This is a genomic window from Acinetobacter pittii ATCC 19004 = CIP 70.29, from assembly GCF_000369045.1.
Classification (GTDB): domain Bacteria; phylum Pseudomonadota; class Gammaproteobacteria; order Pseudomonadales; family Moraxellaceae; genus Acinetobacter; species Acinetobacter pittii.
In genome coordinates this window covers 970,563-988,465 of the sequence record NZ_KB849786.1, presented here as the reverse complement: position 1 = coordinate 988,465, position 17,903 = coordinate 970,563, and the positions used below count along the sequence as shown (strand labels likewise).

Here is a 17,903-nt window from a genome sequence, read left to right as displayed (position 1 = left end):
CTACACAACAATTAATAAAAATAAATTTTATTATTTTTTGTCCAACAACGATATTGTGAATTACAATCATTCTCACTTATAATTCGACAAATTTAAAATCACTCTCAGGGCGAGACAATGGGAAATAAGATAAAAAGTCACAAACTTTTTACGAGGAAGTCTGAAGTAAAAAATATCATTCCACTCCTTTCACTTGGTGGGGCCATCTTTCTCTCAAACTCGGCCTTTGCAGCCTCAACCTCTGAGACAACAGATGTTGAAAAAAAGCCTGAGGCACTTCCTACAATTACAATTACCGCTTCACGTGCAGATGAACTTTCTACTTCTGCCAAGCAAGTGACCAAGCTAGATGAAAAACAAATTGAACTTTTAAGAAATGGTTCATCTGGCAGTATTGCAACCGTTTTAGCAAAAGCCGTACCGGGCCTATCAGACTCAAGCCGCACCATTACCGATTATGGTCAAACTTTACGTGGTCGTAATGCTCTCATCTTGGTGGATGGCGTTCCAATGAACCTGACACGAGACACATCAAGAGGACTTTCAGCAATTGACCCTGAAAGCATTGCCAACATTGAAGTGATTCGAGGCAGCAACGCAATTTATGGTGGCGGTGCTTCTGGCGGTATTATTTCAATTACCACAAAAGCTGCGGGTGGCGAACCTACAGCAAAAACAGTCGTTGGGCTTCAAACACCTTTAACAAATTTCCGTTCTAATGCTTTTAGTGGCGATATTCATCAATATTTCACAGGCAGCTTTAACGCTTTTGACTATGCACTCGACTTTGGTTACCAACGTATTGGTAGCCCGTACGATGCAAGTGGTGACCGTGTTGCACCTGAACCTAGTCAGGGCGATTTATATGATGCCGATGCTTACAGCGTAGGTGGTAAACTTGGTTATCATATTGATGACAATCAATACTTACAATTTGCTGCAAACTACTATAATGCCGAGCAAGACTCAGATTATGCATCTGACACAAGTGTTAAGAATACCCCTGCCGGAACTGTACCAGCCAAAGCCATTAAAGGCTTAAAGCTTAAAGACCAGACTAAAAACGAAAACCAAATCTACAATTTAACCTATAACCATAAAGACTTTTTTGGCAATAAAGTTGATGCTCAAATTTATTACCGTGACTTCTTTACCCGTTTTTCACCATTTGACGCACGTGTTGCTCCAGGTAAAGTCAGCCCACGTGGTGGACAAGTGGATCAGGTTTATCAAGAAAATAACGTACTCGGTAGCCGCTTAACTGTGACCACACCGCTTGAGTTTTTAGGTGATACATCCCTAGTTTGGGGTGGTGACTTTAGCCGCGAAAAAAGCGAAATGCCTTTAGATATTTTCGATCCTGATATTTATGATCAATCTGGTGGCTTAGAGTTTGTAAAAATTGGCAAACTTATTTATTTACCTGAACTTACCACGCAAAGTTTGGGTGGCTTTGTACAGTTAAAACACCGCTTTAATGACCAATGGTCAGCAGAAGCTGGTACGCGTTATGAAGACAGCTATGCCCAAATTGATAGCTTTGTTCCATTATCACAATTAGGTAAGCCTAACCCTTACACCGTTGAGGGCGGAAAAGTAAAAGCTGATGCATGGTTATACAATGCTAATGTGACTTTCTCTCCAAATGATCAACACTCGATTTATGCATCATTCAACCAAGGTTTCCAGTTGCCTGATGTCGGTGTAGTTATTCGCAATGCCAGCACAGGTTTTAACCTTGGTTCGTCATTCTTAGAACCTGTAAAAGTTGATAACTATGAGTTAGGCTGGAAAGGAAACTTCAATAACTTCTCTTCAAGTTTAGCTGTATTCCACTCTACTTCTGACCTTGGCGCTGTGCAACCAGTAAGTAATAGTTTGGATATGACTAGAACGAAAGAGAAAGTCACTGGTGTTGAAGCAACTTTTGACTATCTTGACGATTCCAATGTTTGGGGAACTGGTGGTAGCGTTACTTGGATGAAAGGCCGTGAAAAACCGCAAAACGGTACAGAACAAGACATGACAGGCTTCCGTATTCCACCATTAAAACTCACAGCTTACGTTTCTTATAGTCCAACTGAAACTTGGACGAATCGTCTACAAGCTACTTACTTCGGTTCAGAAGACTACCGCTTAAACGGTGTAAATAGTTTTGGTCGCTATGATGTAAAATCTTATACAACAGCAGATTTAATCAGTAGCTTTGCGCTTAACAAAAAAGACACTGTGACGATTGGTTTAGAGAACATGTTTAACCGCAAGTACTACCCTCTCTATAGCCAATTATTAAGATCTGGTAATAACACTAGCCATTTAGTAGCAAATGGTGCAACGCTGAAAGTTTCTTATAGCCATAAATGGTAATCAAAAACTGACATTGAATGTGTCACAAAAAGGAGATCCATGCGATCTCCTTTTTTATTAAAAATATTAATTCCTTATCTATTTTTTCCATTATTAACCTGAGGTAAACCCACAGAACCACCCTAGCATTCTGCTAAAAATTTTGTTAACTTGATTTTGTTACATATTCAAGATGCAACTTTTTCATCCAACACCCCTCATCGCTGTGTTTATGAAAACAATATCAATATGTAGTTTTACCAATATTTTTCATGGGGCAAATCATAATGGAAATCTCACACCGCGAAATTTACGCCCTCGTAGACATTAATAATTGTTATGTGAGTTGTGAGCGACTATTTAATCCCAAACTTATTGGCCTACCAGTCGTAGTACTTTCTAATAACGACGGATGTGTTGTATCACGTAGTGAAGAAGCAAAAAATATGGGTATCAAAATGGGTATTCCATGGTATCAAATCGAACAAGAAGCTCTTCAAGCAGGTGTACACGTCTATTCAAGCAACTACACTTTGTATGCTGAAATGTCACGTCGCTTTTTTTCAGTTCTTGGTGAGTTTTTCTCGCCCGATGATTTAGAAGCTTATTCTATAGATGAATGTTTTATTCGCCTTACCCCTTACCTTCAATCTCTAGATATTCATTCTTATTGTGTCAAAGTCGTAGAAACCTTAGAAGAATGGCTAAGCTTACCCTGTTGTATTGGCATCGGATATTCAAAAACTCAAGCAAAATTAGCCAATCACTATGCTAAAAAAATTAGAAGCTTTAATAGAATTTGTAATTTCACTACTTTAGATCCTCTGCTTCTTGAAGACCTCATGCAACACACTCCAGTCAAAGAAGTCTGGGGAATTGGCTATCAATTAGTCAAACAATTAGGTAGCTATGAGATTTATTCATGCTTAGACTTAACTTTTGCCAATGAGCATCATCTAGCAAAAGCTTTTTCTGTGGTTATGGCACGTACCATTCGTGAGCTAAAAGGCCAATCCTGTATTCAACTCGACGATCCTGCAATTGTCACCAAACGAATTTTAGCATCACGTAGTTTCGCTCAAGCTTTATCCAGTATTGAAATTATTAAGCAAGCACTTATTTTTCATCTTAACCGAGCTCATCGCCGTTTAATGAAACAAGAACAGCTCTGTGCCTGCGTTCAAGTCATGCTTTATGAAAAAATAGATAAACCACCTTATAAAAAAGCATCTTCTCAAGCGATAGGCTTAAATTATGCAACAGATGATTTATGCATATTAACAAAAGCAGCCATGCAGCAAATAGATGTTTTATATAAAGAAAATAAAAAATATATAAAGATTGGAGTTTTATTTTGTGGTTTGCATCCTCGTCAACATCATATTGATGATTTATGGCAACCTCTTGAGTTGATTCAGCAAAGACAACAATTAATGCAAACCCTCAGCACAGTTCGTAACCGATTTGGCAGTCACTATTTACAAGTCGGTTATCATTCCCGTAATCCATCTTGGCACATGAAACAATCCCACCGTTCAAAAAATTATCTAACTCGATGGAATGAGTTATTGGTGATTGGAGAGAACTCTATAGCCGTTACACAAAATACATGAACTGTTTTTGTCAATTCAGTTTAAAATAAGCTCCATTAAATTACTTGAAATTTTGTCATTTTTTAACATTGCTAAATCATCGCAAAATTTACAATATATAAGCCGAATTTGGTATACCCTTTCTGCGACGATGAAAACAAATTATAAAAAAATTGTAGAAACATATGCCATAATAAGCAAACTTTGCAGACATCTTGCAAAGAATATTTGCAACTTTAGAGCTGGAGCAATCTGAATGAGTTCGACCATTTTGGTGATTCATGGACCGAATTTGAATTTGCTGGGAAAACGCGAACCAGAAGTATATGGTCATCTTACCTTAGATGATATTAACCAACAACTTATTAGCCAAGCTCAACAAGCTTCAATCACATTAGATACTTTTCAAAGCAACTGGGAAGGTGCCATTGTTGATCGTATTCATCAGGCACAAACTGAAGGCGTAAAACTTATTATTATTAACCCTGCTGCCCTCACCCACACTTCAGTTGCTCTACGTGATGCCCTACTTGGCGTTGCGATTCCATTCATTGAAGTTCATTTGTCTAATGTCCATGCAAGAGAGGCATTCAGACATCATTCTTATTTATCTGATAAAGCAATTGGCGTGATTTGTGGTCTAGGTGCAAAAGGCTATCGTTTTGCGCTCGATTACGCTATTGAAAAAATTCAACCATCTAACCCAAACTAGTTTAGGAATAGTCGCCCATGGATATCCGCAAAATTAAGAAACTCATCGATTTAATGATTGAGTCTGACTTGCAAGCGATCGAAGTTAAAGAAGGTGATCAATCAATCGCTTTAACTCGTCGCAATCCTGTCGTTGCTGCGGCTGGTGTAGCACTTCCGGCTGCTCCTGTTGCAGAAGCACCAGTTGCAAAAACACCGCGTGGAGCAGTTGAAACTTCTCCAATGGTTGGCGTGTTCTACGCTGCTCCAAGCCCAGGTGAAGCACCATTTGTTAAAGTAGGCCAAACAGTATCTGCTGGTGAAACTTTGGGTATTATTGAAGCAATGAAAATCATGAACCCAATTGAAGCAACTCAAAGTGGCGTGATTGAAGAAATTTTAGTGAAAAATGGTGAAGTTATCCAATTCGGTCAACCTTTATTCCGTTATCGCGCGTAATTACCCCGGGGACGTCTATGTTGCAAAAAGTTTTAATTGCAAACCGTGGTGAAATCGCTTTACGTATTACCCGGGCTTGTAAAACATTAGGAATCAAGACTGTTGGTATCTATTCAGATGCCGACAAGGATTTGATGCATTTACGTTTTGTTGATGAAGCAGTATGTATTGGTCCGGGCGCAAGTAGTGATAGCTATTTAAATATCCCGGCAATTATTACTGCTGCAGAAATTACCGGTGCTGATGCTATTCACCCGGGTTATGGTTTCCTTTCAGAAAATGCTGAGTTTGCTGAAATTGTAGAAAGCTCAGGCTTTACTTTTATTGGTCCACGTCCAGAACATATCCGCCTTATGGGGAATAAAGTTTCTGCGATTGTTGCCATGAAAAAAGCTGGCGTACCTACTGTACCAGGTTGCGACCATGCAGTAACCATCCACAATGCCTTGGCAGAAGCGAAAGAAATCGGCTTCCCGCTTATTGTTAAAGCGGCTTCTGGTGGTGGTGGTCGTGGTATGCGTATTGTTGAGCGTGTAGATACACTACTTGAATCAGTTCAAGCAGCGCAGCGCGATGCAGAAATGTGGTTCGGTGATGATACCGTTTACATGGAACGCTTCTTACAAAAACCTCGCCATGTCGAAGTTCAAGTTCTTGGTGATGGTAATGGTCATGCAATTCATTTATATGACCGCGACTGTTCATTACAACGTCGCCATCAAAAAGTACTAGAAGAAGCACCTGCACCAAACCTACCAGAGCAAGCTCGAGCTGATATTTTAGAAGCTTGTGTTCATGCATGTCAGTTGATGCAGTATCGTGGTGCTGGTACGTTTGAATTCTTATTTGAAGACGGTGAATTCTTCTTTATTGAAATGAATACTCGTGTTCAGGTTGAGCACCCTGTAACTGAAATGGTTACCGGTGTCGATATTATTGAACAACAGTTACGCATTGCTGGTGGCCTAGGACTAGAGCTTCAACAAGAAGATATCAAAGTTCAAGGACATGCAATTGAATGCCGTATCAATGCAGAAGATCCTACAACCTTCTTACCTTCACCAGGTAAAATTGAAAGTTTCTATGCGCCAGGCGGCGCTGGTATTCGTTTAGATTCTCATATCTACCCAGAATACAGCATTCCACCTTACTATGACTCTATGATTGCTAAATTGATTTCTCATGGTAAAGACCGTGAAACTTCAATTGCTCGTATGCGTCAAGCGCTAGATGAAATGATCCTTACGGGAATTAAAACAAATATTCCTCTACATAAAGATCTTATTTTGCAAGATAAGAGTTTCTGCTCTCAAGCAATGGATATCCATTACCTTGAAAAACACTTGTTAAAGCAAGTCGAAGAAAAGAAAGCTGAAACTGCATAATATACTTCATAGAAAAAAGCCTCTTAAATAAGAGGCTTTTTTATATCTATAATTTTATGGTAATACCCGACGTAAAGTCGCAAAGCACTGCTCACCCTTAGCCGTTGAACAGAAATTGATTGTATGGTCGTTTTTCCATTGTACAAAATATTGTGAGACATCACCTGTTTGGTCTTGCTTCTGACCAGAGCAATCTACTTTATTATTATCAAATTTAATTTGCATTACTAAAGCGGCTAGCTGCTCTTTAGGGTCATCAGATGGTTGATATTCATAAATACCATAAGACCATTCCTGACCGCTTTTGATCACTACATCATTACTACTACGAAAGTTATAATATTCCACACATTTCTTATTATTTGGAATTTCCATTCCCCACAATCCCATAATTTCAGGGCGCGTAACAATACGTATAGCATTAGGATTACTTGCAGTCCGAACGGGTTGTTCAGCTGGCTGTTGAGTAGCCGTTTCTGCCACAGCTAAACCAGAACAAGCCCACAATAATCCAATAATATAAATATTTTTCATAGATTTATTAATCATTAAACGCATGAAGTTAAGTTAGCATATTTTTTGACAAAATCACTGCTCCATAACCATATAAAAACAATATTTTTCAACTGTAACGTGTCACAACAAGTCATCAAACAATTTTATATTTACTTGCTTTTTTCAATATAAATTCTTTGTTTTGCATGATCTCAGGCTTAGGTAGTTGAAGAATCGACTTGTTTCGGAAGCCACTTTACAAAGCACAAACCTAAGAGCACAACCACGCTGGCACACATAAAGATGAGTTCACCAGAAAGAATTTTCCAGAAATGCCCAGCCAGAACACTACCGAAAGCTACACCTAACCCCCACATGGTACTATAAAGTGCTTGTCCACGCCCTTGCTGTCCAGCAGAAAAGTTTTGAAAAATAACTCTCATTGCGATCAAGTGAAATAAACCAAAACTAAAGGCATGTAAGCACTGCGCAAAAAGTTGACCAATAAAATAATGTGAAAATACTGCAACTAGCATCCAACGTATGCTCGTCACTAGCAGACACACTATCACTAAACTGCGCCACGAAAAACGTTGAAAAATCTTTGAGGCAATTGAAAACATAAAAATTTCAGCAAAAACGCCCATGGCCCATAAAAATCCAATTTCAGTCGTACTGAAATTCAAAGATTTCAGAAAATTACTATAAAAACTATAAAAAGGCGCATGTGAAAAAAGTAGAATAAATTCAATTGCAAAAAATGCAGCCACTGTTGGGCGCTTAAGAACAGGAAATAAAGGTTCTAAATATTTTTGGGAAGTAGGCGCGCTATCAGGTTCGCGGATTGTGAAAGACCAAATAAACGCTAGAGACGAGATAATTAATAGTAAAATTGGGAGCATTGAAATATGCACTATTTCTAAAATAGCCCCAATAGTGAATACCCCAACAATAAACCCAACCGATCCCCACTTACGAATTTTGCCGTAGAGTTTAGCTTTTTGATCACCCAACCAAAATAAAGTCACTCCCTCAAATTGAGCTAAAATCGCATTTTGAAAGAAACTAAAAATAAGCATAAGCAAAGCAACTGATTGAAAAGTATTTGGCACTATAAAAATAGCCAACCATATACATGACTCCATCCAAGTTGCTATCCGAACAAGCAACATCCGCTTACCAGATTTATCAGCAATCCAACCCCAAACTAAAGGCGCAAAAAAACGAGTTACAATCGCAATTGATGATAAAACACCAATTTCTTGATAATTAAATCCCTGATCTTGAAGATATAAATTCCAATACGGCATGAATGTACCTACAATGGAATAGTAGAAAAAGTAGAATCCACCGAGTCGAGTTTGGATAGTAAGTGGTTGAAACAATTTATAAACCTTTGTATTTTCATGAGGTTAAAATTCGGGATAGCTGTCACGCATGTAGCCATTTGTCTTTAGTACTACTAAGCATCCACAAATTTCGATTCGTAGATTCACCGAATAAAATACAATTAAACATATCAGAGCATCTCAGCCTTTCAATTTTAACACTTTGTTTTCCAATACAAATCATTAAATTATTGAGAACCGACTTATCTCTATAAGTATTTTTTATTGATAAGAAAGAATAAATAAAGAAAAGAGAACTGTAATTTAATTTGTACAATCTGTTAACTTGTGTAAAAATACATTTAATATTCATAAGGTATATATTTATCAGATGTTTTTTCTTATTTTTTTAATTTGTCTTTTTCTGTTTTTACTCATCCTAAAACAACATTACCGCTAACCACTTATCACCCCTACTTTTTAAAAACCTAGCTGCTTCTTTTAAATTAGAACAATTAAACACCAAATTTATAGACCACTTTTTAAATGCTAAGTGTTCAACTCAAATCCTAAAAATATACTCAACATAAAATTCCAATAAATTCTTAATAAGTTACTGTAACAACTATCGCATCTGAGTAATTACCCGGAGCTGTTGAAATAGTGGTACCTTGCGGAATTTTTCCATAGACATTTGTACCCTGAGAATTACCCGAACCTGTTTTAGAAACACCTCCAGAACCTCCAACTGCGCTTACACCACCAGTAGTATCCCATACCGCACTATAATTCGAGTTCTGATATAACTGATACTGAATGTACTGACCACCACCATTTGTCATCTGCCTAAAGCCACCGGCAATACGGTTATTCCCATCCCCCAAATAAATACTATATGGCAGTCCATTATTACAGGTCGTATTTACCACCCCTTGAGCTGTGTAATCACGAGTAGTCTTACCAATATCATTAATATTTCCAAAATCGACATTTGATGTTGAATCTATTTGACACAAACTTGGCACAACATAATTAGCAGTTATAGTGGTATTACCCGAGTCCCAACCTCCACCACTATCCCCCTCACACACAGTGCTAGAGCTTGCTTGCATGTCCCAAAATAGCTGAACCGTACCAGTATAAGTTCCTTTAGGGTATGCCATGAGCGACCCTGTTCGGGCAGGTACTTTTATATTTACAGAGTAACTAATAACATTATTTGAAGCGACTGTTCTTACTGGACCATACCAGATATTCGAATTTTGATTAGTGGTAGAAGACCCTGCTCCACCTACAGTTGCTGTGACGGTGTAAGGTAATGAAAAATTATTATTACTACTCGTTGTTCCAGTAAAGACGGTTTTCATACACATATAACCTGAAATTTCTGGTGTTGTACGTCCCCCATAACAACGTATTGTTCCCGTGTATGTCAGAACTGCATCATTGTTAATTGTTGCGGCAGTGTATGTGTATGTACCAGAAGTTGTCCCTGTAGGTGTGCAAGTTGCATAGGCAGAGTTAAAAAATGTAAAGATCAGGCATAGCAAGCTCATTCCCAAAAAATATTTCAGGATAAATGAAAGACCTTTAAAAGTTGTCGGCTGGTTAAAGCTAGCAATATTTATCGACATACATAAGGCCCCAATTTTTTAGTACTGTACTGCGTATTTTTATAGGCAAAATCAACTTGGCATGAACCATGGTCTAGAAGATCAACTTCAAGTTTGTTTTGCTTTAATAGATTTGGAATAAACACTTCACCGTCATACCCAACCATCCCATCTTGCTGACCATTAATTCGAACGGTATAACCTGGCATTAATGGTGAGTTGTTTTGATCAACCAGTTTCACTAATCCTGAAATGACCTGATGAGCACCAAAGTCAACCAAAGTTCCTTGACGATAACCCACAAACGCTGTCTGATTCGTAGAGCTAACTTCCCACTCTAAAGGTAAATATGATGGGTCTAGGTAGATGTGATGAGACATGTAGGGTCTTAAATTTGCAATTAAGAATCGGCCAGACTTATCGGTCGTACCTAAATTAACACCACCATTTAAAATTTGGCTTTGTGGCCCAGCATTGGTCACAACTGCGTAGCCATCTCCAATTTCATTGGCCGCAAAGATACGTCCCGCCGCCGCAACCAATGATCCCGTCGCCGAAACTGCAACCTGATCGTTGTCTCCAAATCGGTTATAGCGTCCCGTCAGGTAAGCCGCTCGTGCTCGGTAAGATGCATAGACCGATGCATTGTTTTCATTGGCATCCTGATCTCTTTCAACATAGCCCCCCCAGCCAAATGAACCAATTTGTGGTTCTGACAAACCGAATATTTCTTGGCGATACCGTAGGCTACCGCTGTCACTAGATACACTCGTGATCGCATTCACTTTACTGGACGGGGTATATCTCAGCGCAAAGTAAACTCCATAGTCCTTGTGATTTTCATAATCTTTATACGCTGATGCATAAAAGCCCCAGTTCTTGTCCAGACTTCCACTTAAATTGGTAGACAGTAATTTATAGGAGTTGTCACTATATTTGATCTGGTTATAGCCCAGATAAATCCCATAGCCTGCATAAAAGTTATAGTTAATCCCCGCCCTAAAAATCTCATCGGCCAGTGCGCTGTAGTTCAGGTAGTTCTGTGACTCGGCATTGATCTGGTTATCTTTTAAATATCTCACTTGAGATACACGGGCTAGGTCAAAATAGTTATCGAATACTTTGCGGTAACTGGTGTTAAATGAAATGTTCTTACTGATGCGCCCTTCTAAACCCAGCAAGGTAGAGTAACCGTTTTCATCTTTATACTGGCTCGCTGCAATGTCGGCATTGATCACCCCAATCCCCAAAATATTCTTGGCAAATCCTGTGCCGAGATTGGACAGGCCATCTGTCGAAGCCTCTGCACCGCCGCTTAAAGTCAGTGAGTTGCTATAACCATATCGAATTGCACCTGAGGCAAGGTGGCATCATCATAATCATTTGAATAGAGTCCATAGTTATAACGCGGAATACCAACATCTACTGAAAACTCATTAATGCCTTTTGCCAGAATCTTCGATGAAAAATAGTACGGCTTTTTGGTAATGCTCTGCTGACCCGTTGCATCGGTAGTCACAAGGGTGACTTCATTTCCTGAAATAAATGGAAGCTGTTTAATATCAAATGGACCAGATGGGACTAGTCCTGAATAAATCTTTTGCTGGTTGACGTATAAGTCTAGGGTTGAAGGCAGTGCTGCCGAGCCAGAGAATTGCGGGAGTGCCGAGGTGACAATATCCCCGCGTTGGCTATAAGCACTCGACCACTGAAAACCGGCAAGACGGACACTACTGCCCCAATCTGGGCTATTGGAAATAAAGTCCCCTAGGGTATATATCCTGATCTTCTCAGGGTCGACATATTGCCACTTACTTTCTAGGCGCACCCATTTTTCATGGCTATAACTATTTTCATTACTACCGTTATATAAAACGCCTGAAAAAAAGTTACCGATTGCGCTGTTAAAGATCCCCTCTGCCGTACCTGAGAAAACGTTCTCGTCATTGGTCATAGTCTGATACAGACTGTAGTTCAGAATGGCTGCATTTAAGGGTTTCATCTTTAGCAATTGTGGGCTAGTGATCTGCTGGCCATTTAAGTCAACTGAGTAACCCGTTAACATGTTCGACGGAACTTTTAAGTTTAGAGATTGCTCATTTTCCAGATATTTAAACTGGATTCCGTTTAGATCATTAATACACACCCACTGGTTATCTAGGATATGTTCACCCATTTTTAGTCTTAAAGTTTTTAAATCACGAGAGCGGATATATAATTTTCTATCTTGATCCTGCCGTACCGATATTAAATCTTTAGAAACATTTGAATTAACAGAAATATTTAAAAATAGCTGTACATATCCCTGATCAGAACCAAATGCCTGATGAGCAGAATTCGGAACTTCGGGAATACTTGGTAAGACAGCATTGGTACTATCTTGTAATGATTCAGCAGCGGCATGAATCGGCAAGTACATAACACATAAGGCACTTACGATATATTTCATATGTGCCTCTTTAAAGAGATGTTTGCTTACCGTTAATATTTAATAAAATATTATATTTATGACCTGCTTGAAATTTAAAATCAGGACTAATATTAAAATTTCTCGCTTTCCCAGCAAGAATATAACCATTCACGGTATTTACTTTAATGGTATAGCTTTTATTTGCTGTTGTATCCACAAGTATTAAGTTATTTAAAAGCGCATGTCGATTACCAACATTACTTATGGTGAGATAAGCGTTATTTTGTTCTTGTTGTATTGACCAATTCAGTTTAGTAATCGCATCTTTATTCACTACAAATACAGGTAATGACGAACGTAGTAGTACGTTAACCCCTTGATCAGCTTTACGACTATCAATTGGTTTTGGTAACTCATCAATAATAATACGATAAGTTTTTTCACCAGAAATAAGTTCTGGGTTAATTCTAACTACACGTAAGTTATAAGAGTCACTAGGCTGTAGTTTTAAAAATGGTGGACTAATTACAATCTCATCCGTAGGGATTAACTGATCTTGACCAGCATTTTGTCTCCATTCAAATACACGCACCTGCAAATCAGCGCTTTCATTTGACTGATTATATAAACTAATGGAAGAGGCAGCCTGATCACTCAATATTTCAACACTAACAGGTGAAAGGCGGATTGATGCTGCATTTAGCATACTAGGCAAAAATAATAATAAACTTGTCACAACAAAGATATTTTTTTTCATGATTTGCCCAGAACTACTTTTCTCAAATTGAGCTAGCTCCTTTAAAAAGAGCTAGCGATGACGCAATAAAACTTATTAAAAATTAATAAGTCACTGTTACAGTCACAGTGTCAACATAGCTACCTGCACTTGGTAAAGTTGAGCCAGCAGGAATACGACCATAGACGTTAACTGTTTGTGCTACACCAGTACCAGTACCGCTATATGCAGTTGTTGCAATACCAATTGCTGTTGCACGGTTAGTATCTGAGAAAAGGTTGTAAGGAATGTATTCGTTGCTAGCCGCCCCACCAATCATACGACGTTGTGTCGATTGAGCATTTTTCCCTGCGTCAAAAGCCAAAGTCCATGGCACAGTGTTGTTACATAACACTTTAATTGCAGTACCACCTGTTGTTGTGGTGTCTGCATCTACGTTGCTTGCAAGCGAACTTAACGTACCAAAGTCTAAAATTGCATTTGACGTAGTACCTGTTGCAGAAGTGTTGAGAACACAACTGTTTGTAATCGTTGCTTTAACAGTTAGTGTACCGGTTGCGTTAGCTGCATTTGCAACATTGATAGACGTTAAACCCATAGCAATTGCTGATAAACAAATGAGAGACTTATTCATGGTTAAAAACCTTTTTACATTACGCCAATAAAATTAATAGATGTAAAAATTAGCCTTCCCCATCACAATCACTAGTTCTTCTGACTGTTTTTTCAAAGCGTTATTTTTTTACTCTACTAGTTGCGCATAATACAAAAAAACAACAAAAACACTAATATTTGTTTCATTCCAAATATCAATTAATAATCAAAATTTTGATTGATTTCTCAATTATAAAAATTTTTATGGTTGGCCCCACTCTTTTTATTAAGTTTCGATAATTTCATTTATATTTTTATTAGTTTTTCTAAAAAATTTTAATTTTTCATTAGTTAAAATTTACCATCAACATTCATATTTTATATTTTTTTAAAGTTTGGTCAAAAAAATAAGAATAAAAAGTAAGCACCTGATTATTCTATATATTTTAAATGAATAAGAAAATAATACTTTATGAATAAGAAATCTAAGTGTTTTATCACATCTTTATAATTTTTTTGAGATTTCAATGACTAGTGGCAGGTCTTCACTACTAAAAAGTATGTATTGCTAGCTCAACTATTTCTAAAAATTAAATGAAAAATCAAACCCAATAATCTTTGGATTTTGTTATACCGTCCTTAAGCTAACAATTCCATACTTGTGGTTTTAGTTCCTTCTTGGCAAGGTATGTATCAGTAAAACATTAGGAATTTGTTCCAATATGGCGAGTCCAGCACAAATCATTCGACATAAATTTCTCAATACATTCTTTTCACGCCATTCTCTCTGGTTTTTATGTATTTTTACTGCGCTCAGCATCACATGGTTTCGAACCGTCTATACCCCTCATAGTATCTATTATTTTATTTCTGATACTCTCCTTAATGGTTTATGGGTAGTTACAGGCGCTTTAAGCCTATTAGGCCTCTATGATGTTTTACAAAATAAACATTCTATTTTAAGAAACTACCCAATTATGGGACATTTTCGTTTTTTGTTTGAAGATATACGCCCCGAAATTCGTCAATACTTTATTGAAGCGGATCAAGATGCTCTACCTTTTTCTCGCATGCAACGAAGCTTAGTTTATCAACGTGCTAAAAACGAAAATGCAGATAAACCTTTTGGCTCAATTATTGATGTCTATCAAGAGAATTACCGCTTTATTGTCCACTCAATAAGCCCTTGCCCACCAGCTGATCCAAAAAGCTTCCGCATTCAGGTGGGTAATGCGCAATGCCTTCAACCCTATAGCGCATCCATTATGAATATCTCTGCCATGAGCTTTGGTAGTTTAAGTGCCAATGCAATTCGAGCACTCAATAAAGGAGCGCAATTAGGTGGGTTTTATCACGATACTGGTGAAGGTAGCTTAAGCCCTTATCATCTCGAAAATGGTGGAGATATTGTTTGGCAAATTGCCAGTGGTTATTTTGGTTGCCGTACCCTAGATGGAAAATTTGACGAGCAAAAATTTGCTAAACAATCTCAATTGCCACAGATCAAAATGATCGAATTAAAGCTTTCACAAGGTGCAAAACCGGGCCATGGCGGTATCTTACCTAAGCATAAAATTACCGAAGAAATTGCTCAAATCCGTGGCGTTTCACGCGATCATGATTGTATTTCTCCTGCTAAGCATTCTAGTTTTTCTACCCCAATTGAAATGATGCATTTCTTACAGAAGCTGCGAACATTATCTAGCGGCAAGCCAGTTGGTTTTAAACTGTGTATTGGCCAACCTTGGCAATTCATGAGTATTGTTAAAGCAATGCTTGAAACAAAAATTGTTCCTGACTTTATTGTTGTAGATGGTTCCGAAGGTGGTACTGGTGCAGCACCAATTGAGTTTAGTGACAATATTGGTACCCCATTACGAGAGGGCTTACGCTTTGTCCATAATACTCTTGTCGGTGCAGGACTAAGAGATCAAGTTAAAATTGGCGCAAGTGGTAAAATCATTAGTGCTTTTGATATCGCTAGCACTTTTGCACTCGGTGCAGACTGGGTTAATTCAGCACGTGGTTTCATGTTTGCAGTTGGGTGTATTCAGGCACAAAGCTGCCACACCAACCAATGCCCTGTGGGTGTAGCGACTCAAGACAAAGATCGTCAAAAAGCAATTGATGTACCAACCAAAGCAGAACGAGTATTTAATTTTCATAAAAATACCTTGCATGCATTATCAGAAATGATTGCTGCAGCAGGTTTACGTCATCCTTCTGATATTAAAGCTCATCATTTGGCTCAGCGAGTAAATGACCGTGAAATTAAGAACTATGCTCAGTTGCATTTTTTCTTGAAAGAAGGTGAACTTTTACAATCTGAACTTAATAATGACGATGATAATTTCTACTATCGAATGTGGAATATGGCTGATGCCAATCATTTTTAATTTATATTAATTTTTATAAGTTGAGCATCACCTTTATAGTGTGATGCTCTTCCAGATTTAAACCTAATATGTGATTTTTGCTTAAATTTTACGCCTCTTTTAATTTGTATTTAATAGATTTTTCACCTAATATAAAAGTATAAATAACGTACACATTTTAATTTTATTTAATAAAAATTTTTATGCTTATAACAAGAAGGTACCTCATCATGTTGAAAAAAACATTCATCTCTTCTTTTGTTGCAATCGCTGTAGGCTTAAGTAGCTATGCTGTTGCTTGTACACGTGCCGTATATTTAGGTAATAACCAACATATTATTACCGCTCGCTCAATGGACTGGAAGGTTGATACAGGTACCAACTTATGGATTATGCCAAGCGGAGTTAGCCGTGACGGTAGTGCTGGTCCCAACTCAATAAAATGGACGTCAAAATATGGAAGTGTAATTGCTACAGGTTATGAAGTTTCAACAACAGATGGGATGAATGAAGCAGGTTTAGTTGCTAATATTTTATGGCTAGTAGAGTCTGAATACCCAAATGCAAAAAAGACAGATAAGCCTTTATTAAGTATTGCAGCATGGGCTCAATATATACTCGATAATTTTGCAACTGTAGATGAAGCCGTTAAGGCCTTAGAAAAAGAACCCTACACTATTATTACCGACAATGTTCCCGGTGAAACACGGCTCACCACTTTACATTTATCTATTTCTGATAAAACAGGTGATAGTGCAATTATTGAATATATTGGTGGAAAACAAGTGATTCACCATAGCCGAAGCTATCAAGTCATGACCAATTCACCTACTTTCGACAAACAACTTGCACTTGTTGAATATTGGAAGCAAATTGGCGGAACAATTATGCTTCCCGGTACTAACAGAGCATCTGATCGCTTTGCACGTGCATCATTTTACATTAATGCTATTCCTAAAAATGATAATACAAAACAAGCACAAGCTTCTGTATTTAGTGTGATTCGCAATGCATCTGTTCCCTATGGGTTAAATACTCAAGAAGAACCTAATATTTCCTCGACTCGTTGGCGAACTGTTGCCGACCACAAACAAATGCTCTACTTTTTTGAATCTGCCCTCTCACCAAATGTATTTTGGGTCGACTTGAAAAAGATTAACTTTAAAGATGGTAAAACACGTAGACTTGATTTAGGACCCGATCAAAGCCATATCTATGCAGGTGATGCCACCTCTTCCTTTAAAATTGCAAAACCATTTGTATTTTTAGGTCCAACTACGCGTTAATTTATGTCAAAATTTATTACTCTTAGTATAAATAATATTAAACATACGATCTTGGAATTTATATGATGAAGAAATCTCTACTCTTATTAGGTTCATGTCTACTTACTGCAGCGTGTAGCACCACACAGGTTAGTACACCAGCTCCTAAAGAGGTAAAGACAGCTGGTCAACTAAACTGCTCACCAACTGAACTATGCCCAAGCTTATTGGTTAAATGGAACGAAAATCAAAAAAATCAGCTTCGAGTAGATGTTCATTTAAGTAGTAGTTATAACTTTTATGATATTAACGCTTTGACTTTTGATATTGATGGCAAACGATTCAATTACGAACCAGCTCAAGCCACTGAAAAGACAAATGTGAGCCGATTAGTACCTAAACATTCAACCACTTACTTTGTTATTCCAAGTCAATTCCTACAAGAATTTAAAAATGCTCAAAATGTGAATGTTTTAATCAAAACAGATAAAGGAACAATCGAGCGCAATATGTATAGTCCACAAAAGCAGTCTTCGGTTTATAAAAACTTTATGCAGCTTTATCAAAATTCAAAATAAACTACAAAGATTAAATAATGCATCTATCTAGAATTTT

13 protein-coding genes and 1 pseudogene are annotated in these 17,903 nt (G+C 37.7%); 8 read left to right on the top strand and 6 right to left on the bottom strand.

All coding sequences use genetic code 11. From position 1 onward, the window contains the following. Window positions 1-117 precede the first annotated feature (117 nt). The 5 genes from F928_RS08780 (at window position 118) to accC (ending at window position 6,472) form a co-directional block, all read left to right on the top strand. The gene (locus F928_RS08780; protein ID WP_005073850.1) at window positions 118-2,367 is read left to right on the top strand and encodes a TonB-dependent receptor; all 2,250 of its coding nucleotides are present in this window, start codon (window positions 118-120) and stop codon (window positions 2,365-2,367) included. A 266-nt stretch (window positions 2,368-2,633) separates the two neighbouring features. Next, window positions 2,634-3,959: a Y-family DNA polymerase gene (gene impB / locus F928_RS08775; RefSeq protein WP_031945753.1), complete on the top strand. Its 1,326-nt coding sequence runs from the start codon at window positions 2,634-2,636 to the stop codon at window positions 3,957-3,959. Between the two features lie 235 nt (window positions 3,960-4,194). Beyond that, the gene (gene aroQ / locus F928_RS08770) at window positions 4,195-4,650 is read left to right on the top strand and encodes a type II 3-dehydroquinate dehydratase (protein WP_002115614.1); all 456 of its coding nucleotides are present in this window, start codon (window positions 4,195-4,197) and stop codon (window positions 4,648-4,650) included. A gap of 17 nt (window positions 4,651-4,667) precedes the next feature. Beyond that, entirely contained in the window at window positions 4,668-5,087 is a 420-nt protein-coding gene (gene accB, locus F928_RS08765; protein ID WP_000354611.1) for an acetyl-CoA carboxylase biotin carboxyl carrier protein, read from the top strand. Window positions 5,088-5,104: 17 nt separating this feature from the next. Next, window positions 5,105-6,472 carry an acetyl-CoA carboxylase biotin carboxylase subunit gene (gene accC / locus F928_RS08760; RefSeq protein ID WP_002115704.1) on the top strand — a complete coding sequence of 456 codons (1,368 nt, stop codon included), beginning with the start codon at window positions 5,105-5,107 and terminating at the stop codon, window positions 6,470-6,472. 54 nt (window positions 6,473-6,526) lie between these two features. Here accC and F928_RS08755 read toward each other — a convergent pair whose 3' ends face one another. The 6 genes and pseudogenes from F928_RS08755 to pru all read right to left on the bottom strand — a co-directional run bounded on the left by F928_RS08755 (window position 6,527) and on the right by pru (window position 13,688). After that, window positions 6,527-7,030 carry a hypothetical protein gene (locus tag F928_RS08755; protein ID WP_002115710.1) on the bottom strand — a complete coding sequence of 168 codons (504 nt, stop codon included), beginning with the start codon at window positions 7,028-7,030 and terminating at the stop codon, window positions 6,527-6,529. 155 nt (window positions 7,031-7,185) lie between these two features. Next, window positions 7,186-8,352 (bottom strand): MFS transporter, encoded by a 1,167-nt coding sequence (hcaT, locus tag F928_RS08750; protein ID WP_174435330.1) that lies wholly within the window; start codon window positions 8,350-8,352, stop codon window positions 7,186-7,188. Window positions 8,353-8,900: 548 nt separating this feature from the next. Continuing rightward, window positions 8,901-9,929, bottom strand: coding sequence for a Csu type fimbrial protein (locus tag F928_RS08745; RefSeq protein ID WP_002115712.1), 1,029 nt, complete (start codon window positions 9,927-9,929; stop codon window positions 8,901-8,903). Next, a pseudogene (locus tag F928_RS0103700) lies at window positions 9,920-12,327 on the bottom strand (fimbria/pilus outer membrane usher protein). The gene F928_RS08745 and the pseudogene F928_RS0103700 overlap by 10 nt, the downstream one beginning before the upstream one ends. A gap of 40 nt (window positions 12,328-12,367) precedes the next feature. Further along, window positions 12,368-13,075, bottom strand: coding sequence for a fimbrial biogenesis chaperone (locus F928_RS08740; RefSeq protein WP_002115167.1), 708 nt, complete (start codon window positions 13,073-13,075; stop codon window positions 12,368-12,370). An 82-nt stretch (window positions 13,076-13,157) separates the two neighbouring features. Next, a complete protein-coding gene (gene pru, locus F928_RS08735; RefSeq protein ID WP_002115184.1) occupies window positions 13,158-13,688 on the bottom strand; it encodes a Csu type fimbrial protein in 531 nt (176 codons plus the stop codon). A 682-nt stretch (window positions 13,689-14,370) separates the two neighbouring features. Here pru and F928_RS08730 point away from each other — a divergent pair. The 3 genes from F928_RS08730 (at window position 14,371) to F928_RS08720 (ending at window position 17,866) form a co-directional block, all read left to right on the top strand. Next, complete coding sequence (locus F928_RS08730; protein WP_002115187.1) at window positions 14,371-16,044, top strand: FMN-binding glutamate synthase family protein; 1,674 nt, start codon at window positions 14,371-14,373, stop codon at window positions 16,042-16,044. Window positions 16,045-16,253: 209 nt separating this feature from the next. Continuing rightward, window positions 16,254-17,309, top strand: a complete 1,056-nt coding sequence (gene cbh, locus F928_RS08725) for a linear amide C-N hydrolase (protein ID WP_002115231.1) — start codon at window positions 16,254-16,256, stop codon at window positions 17,307-17,309. A 62-nt stretch (window positions 17,310-17,371) separates the two neighbouring features. Continuing rightward, entirely contained in the window at window positions 17,372-17,866 is a 495-nt protein-coding gene (locus F928_RS08720; RefSeq protein ID WP_002115218.1) for a hypothetical protein, read from the top strand. Window positions 17,867-17,903 lie beyond the last annotated feature (37 nt).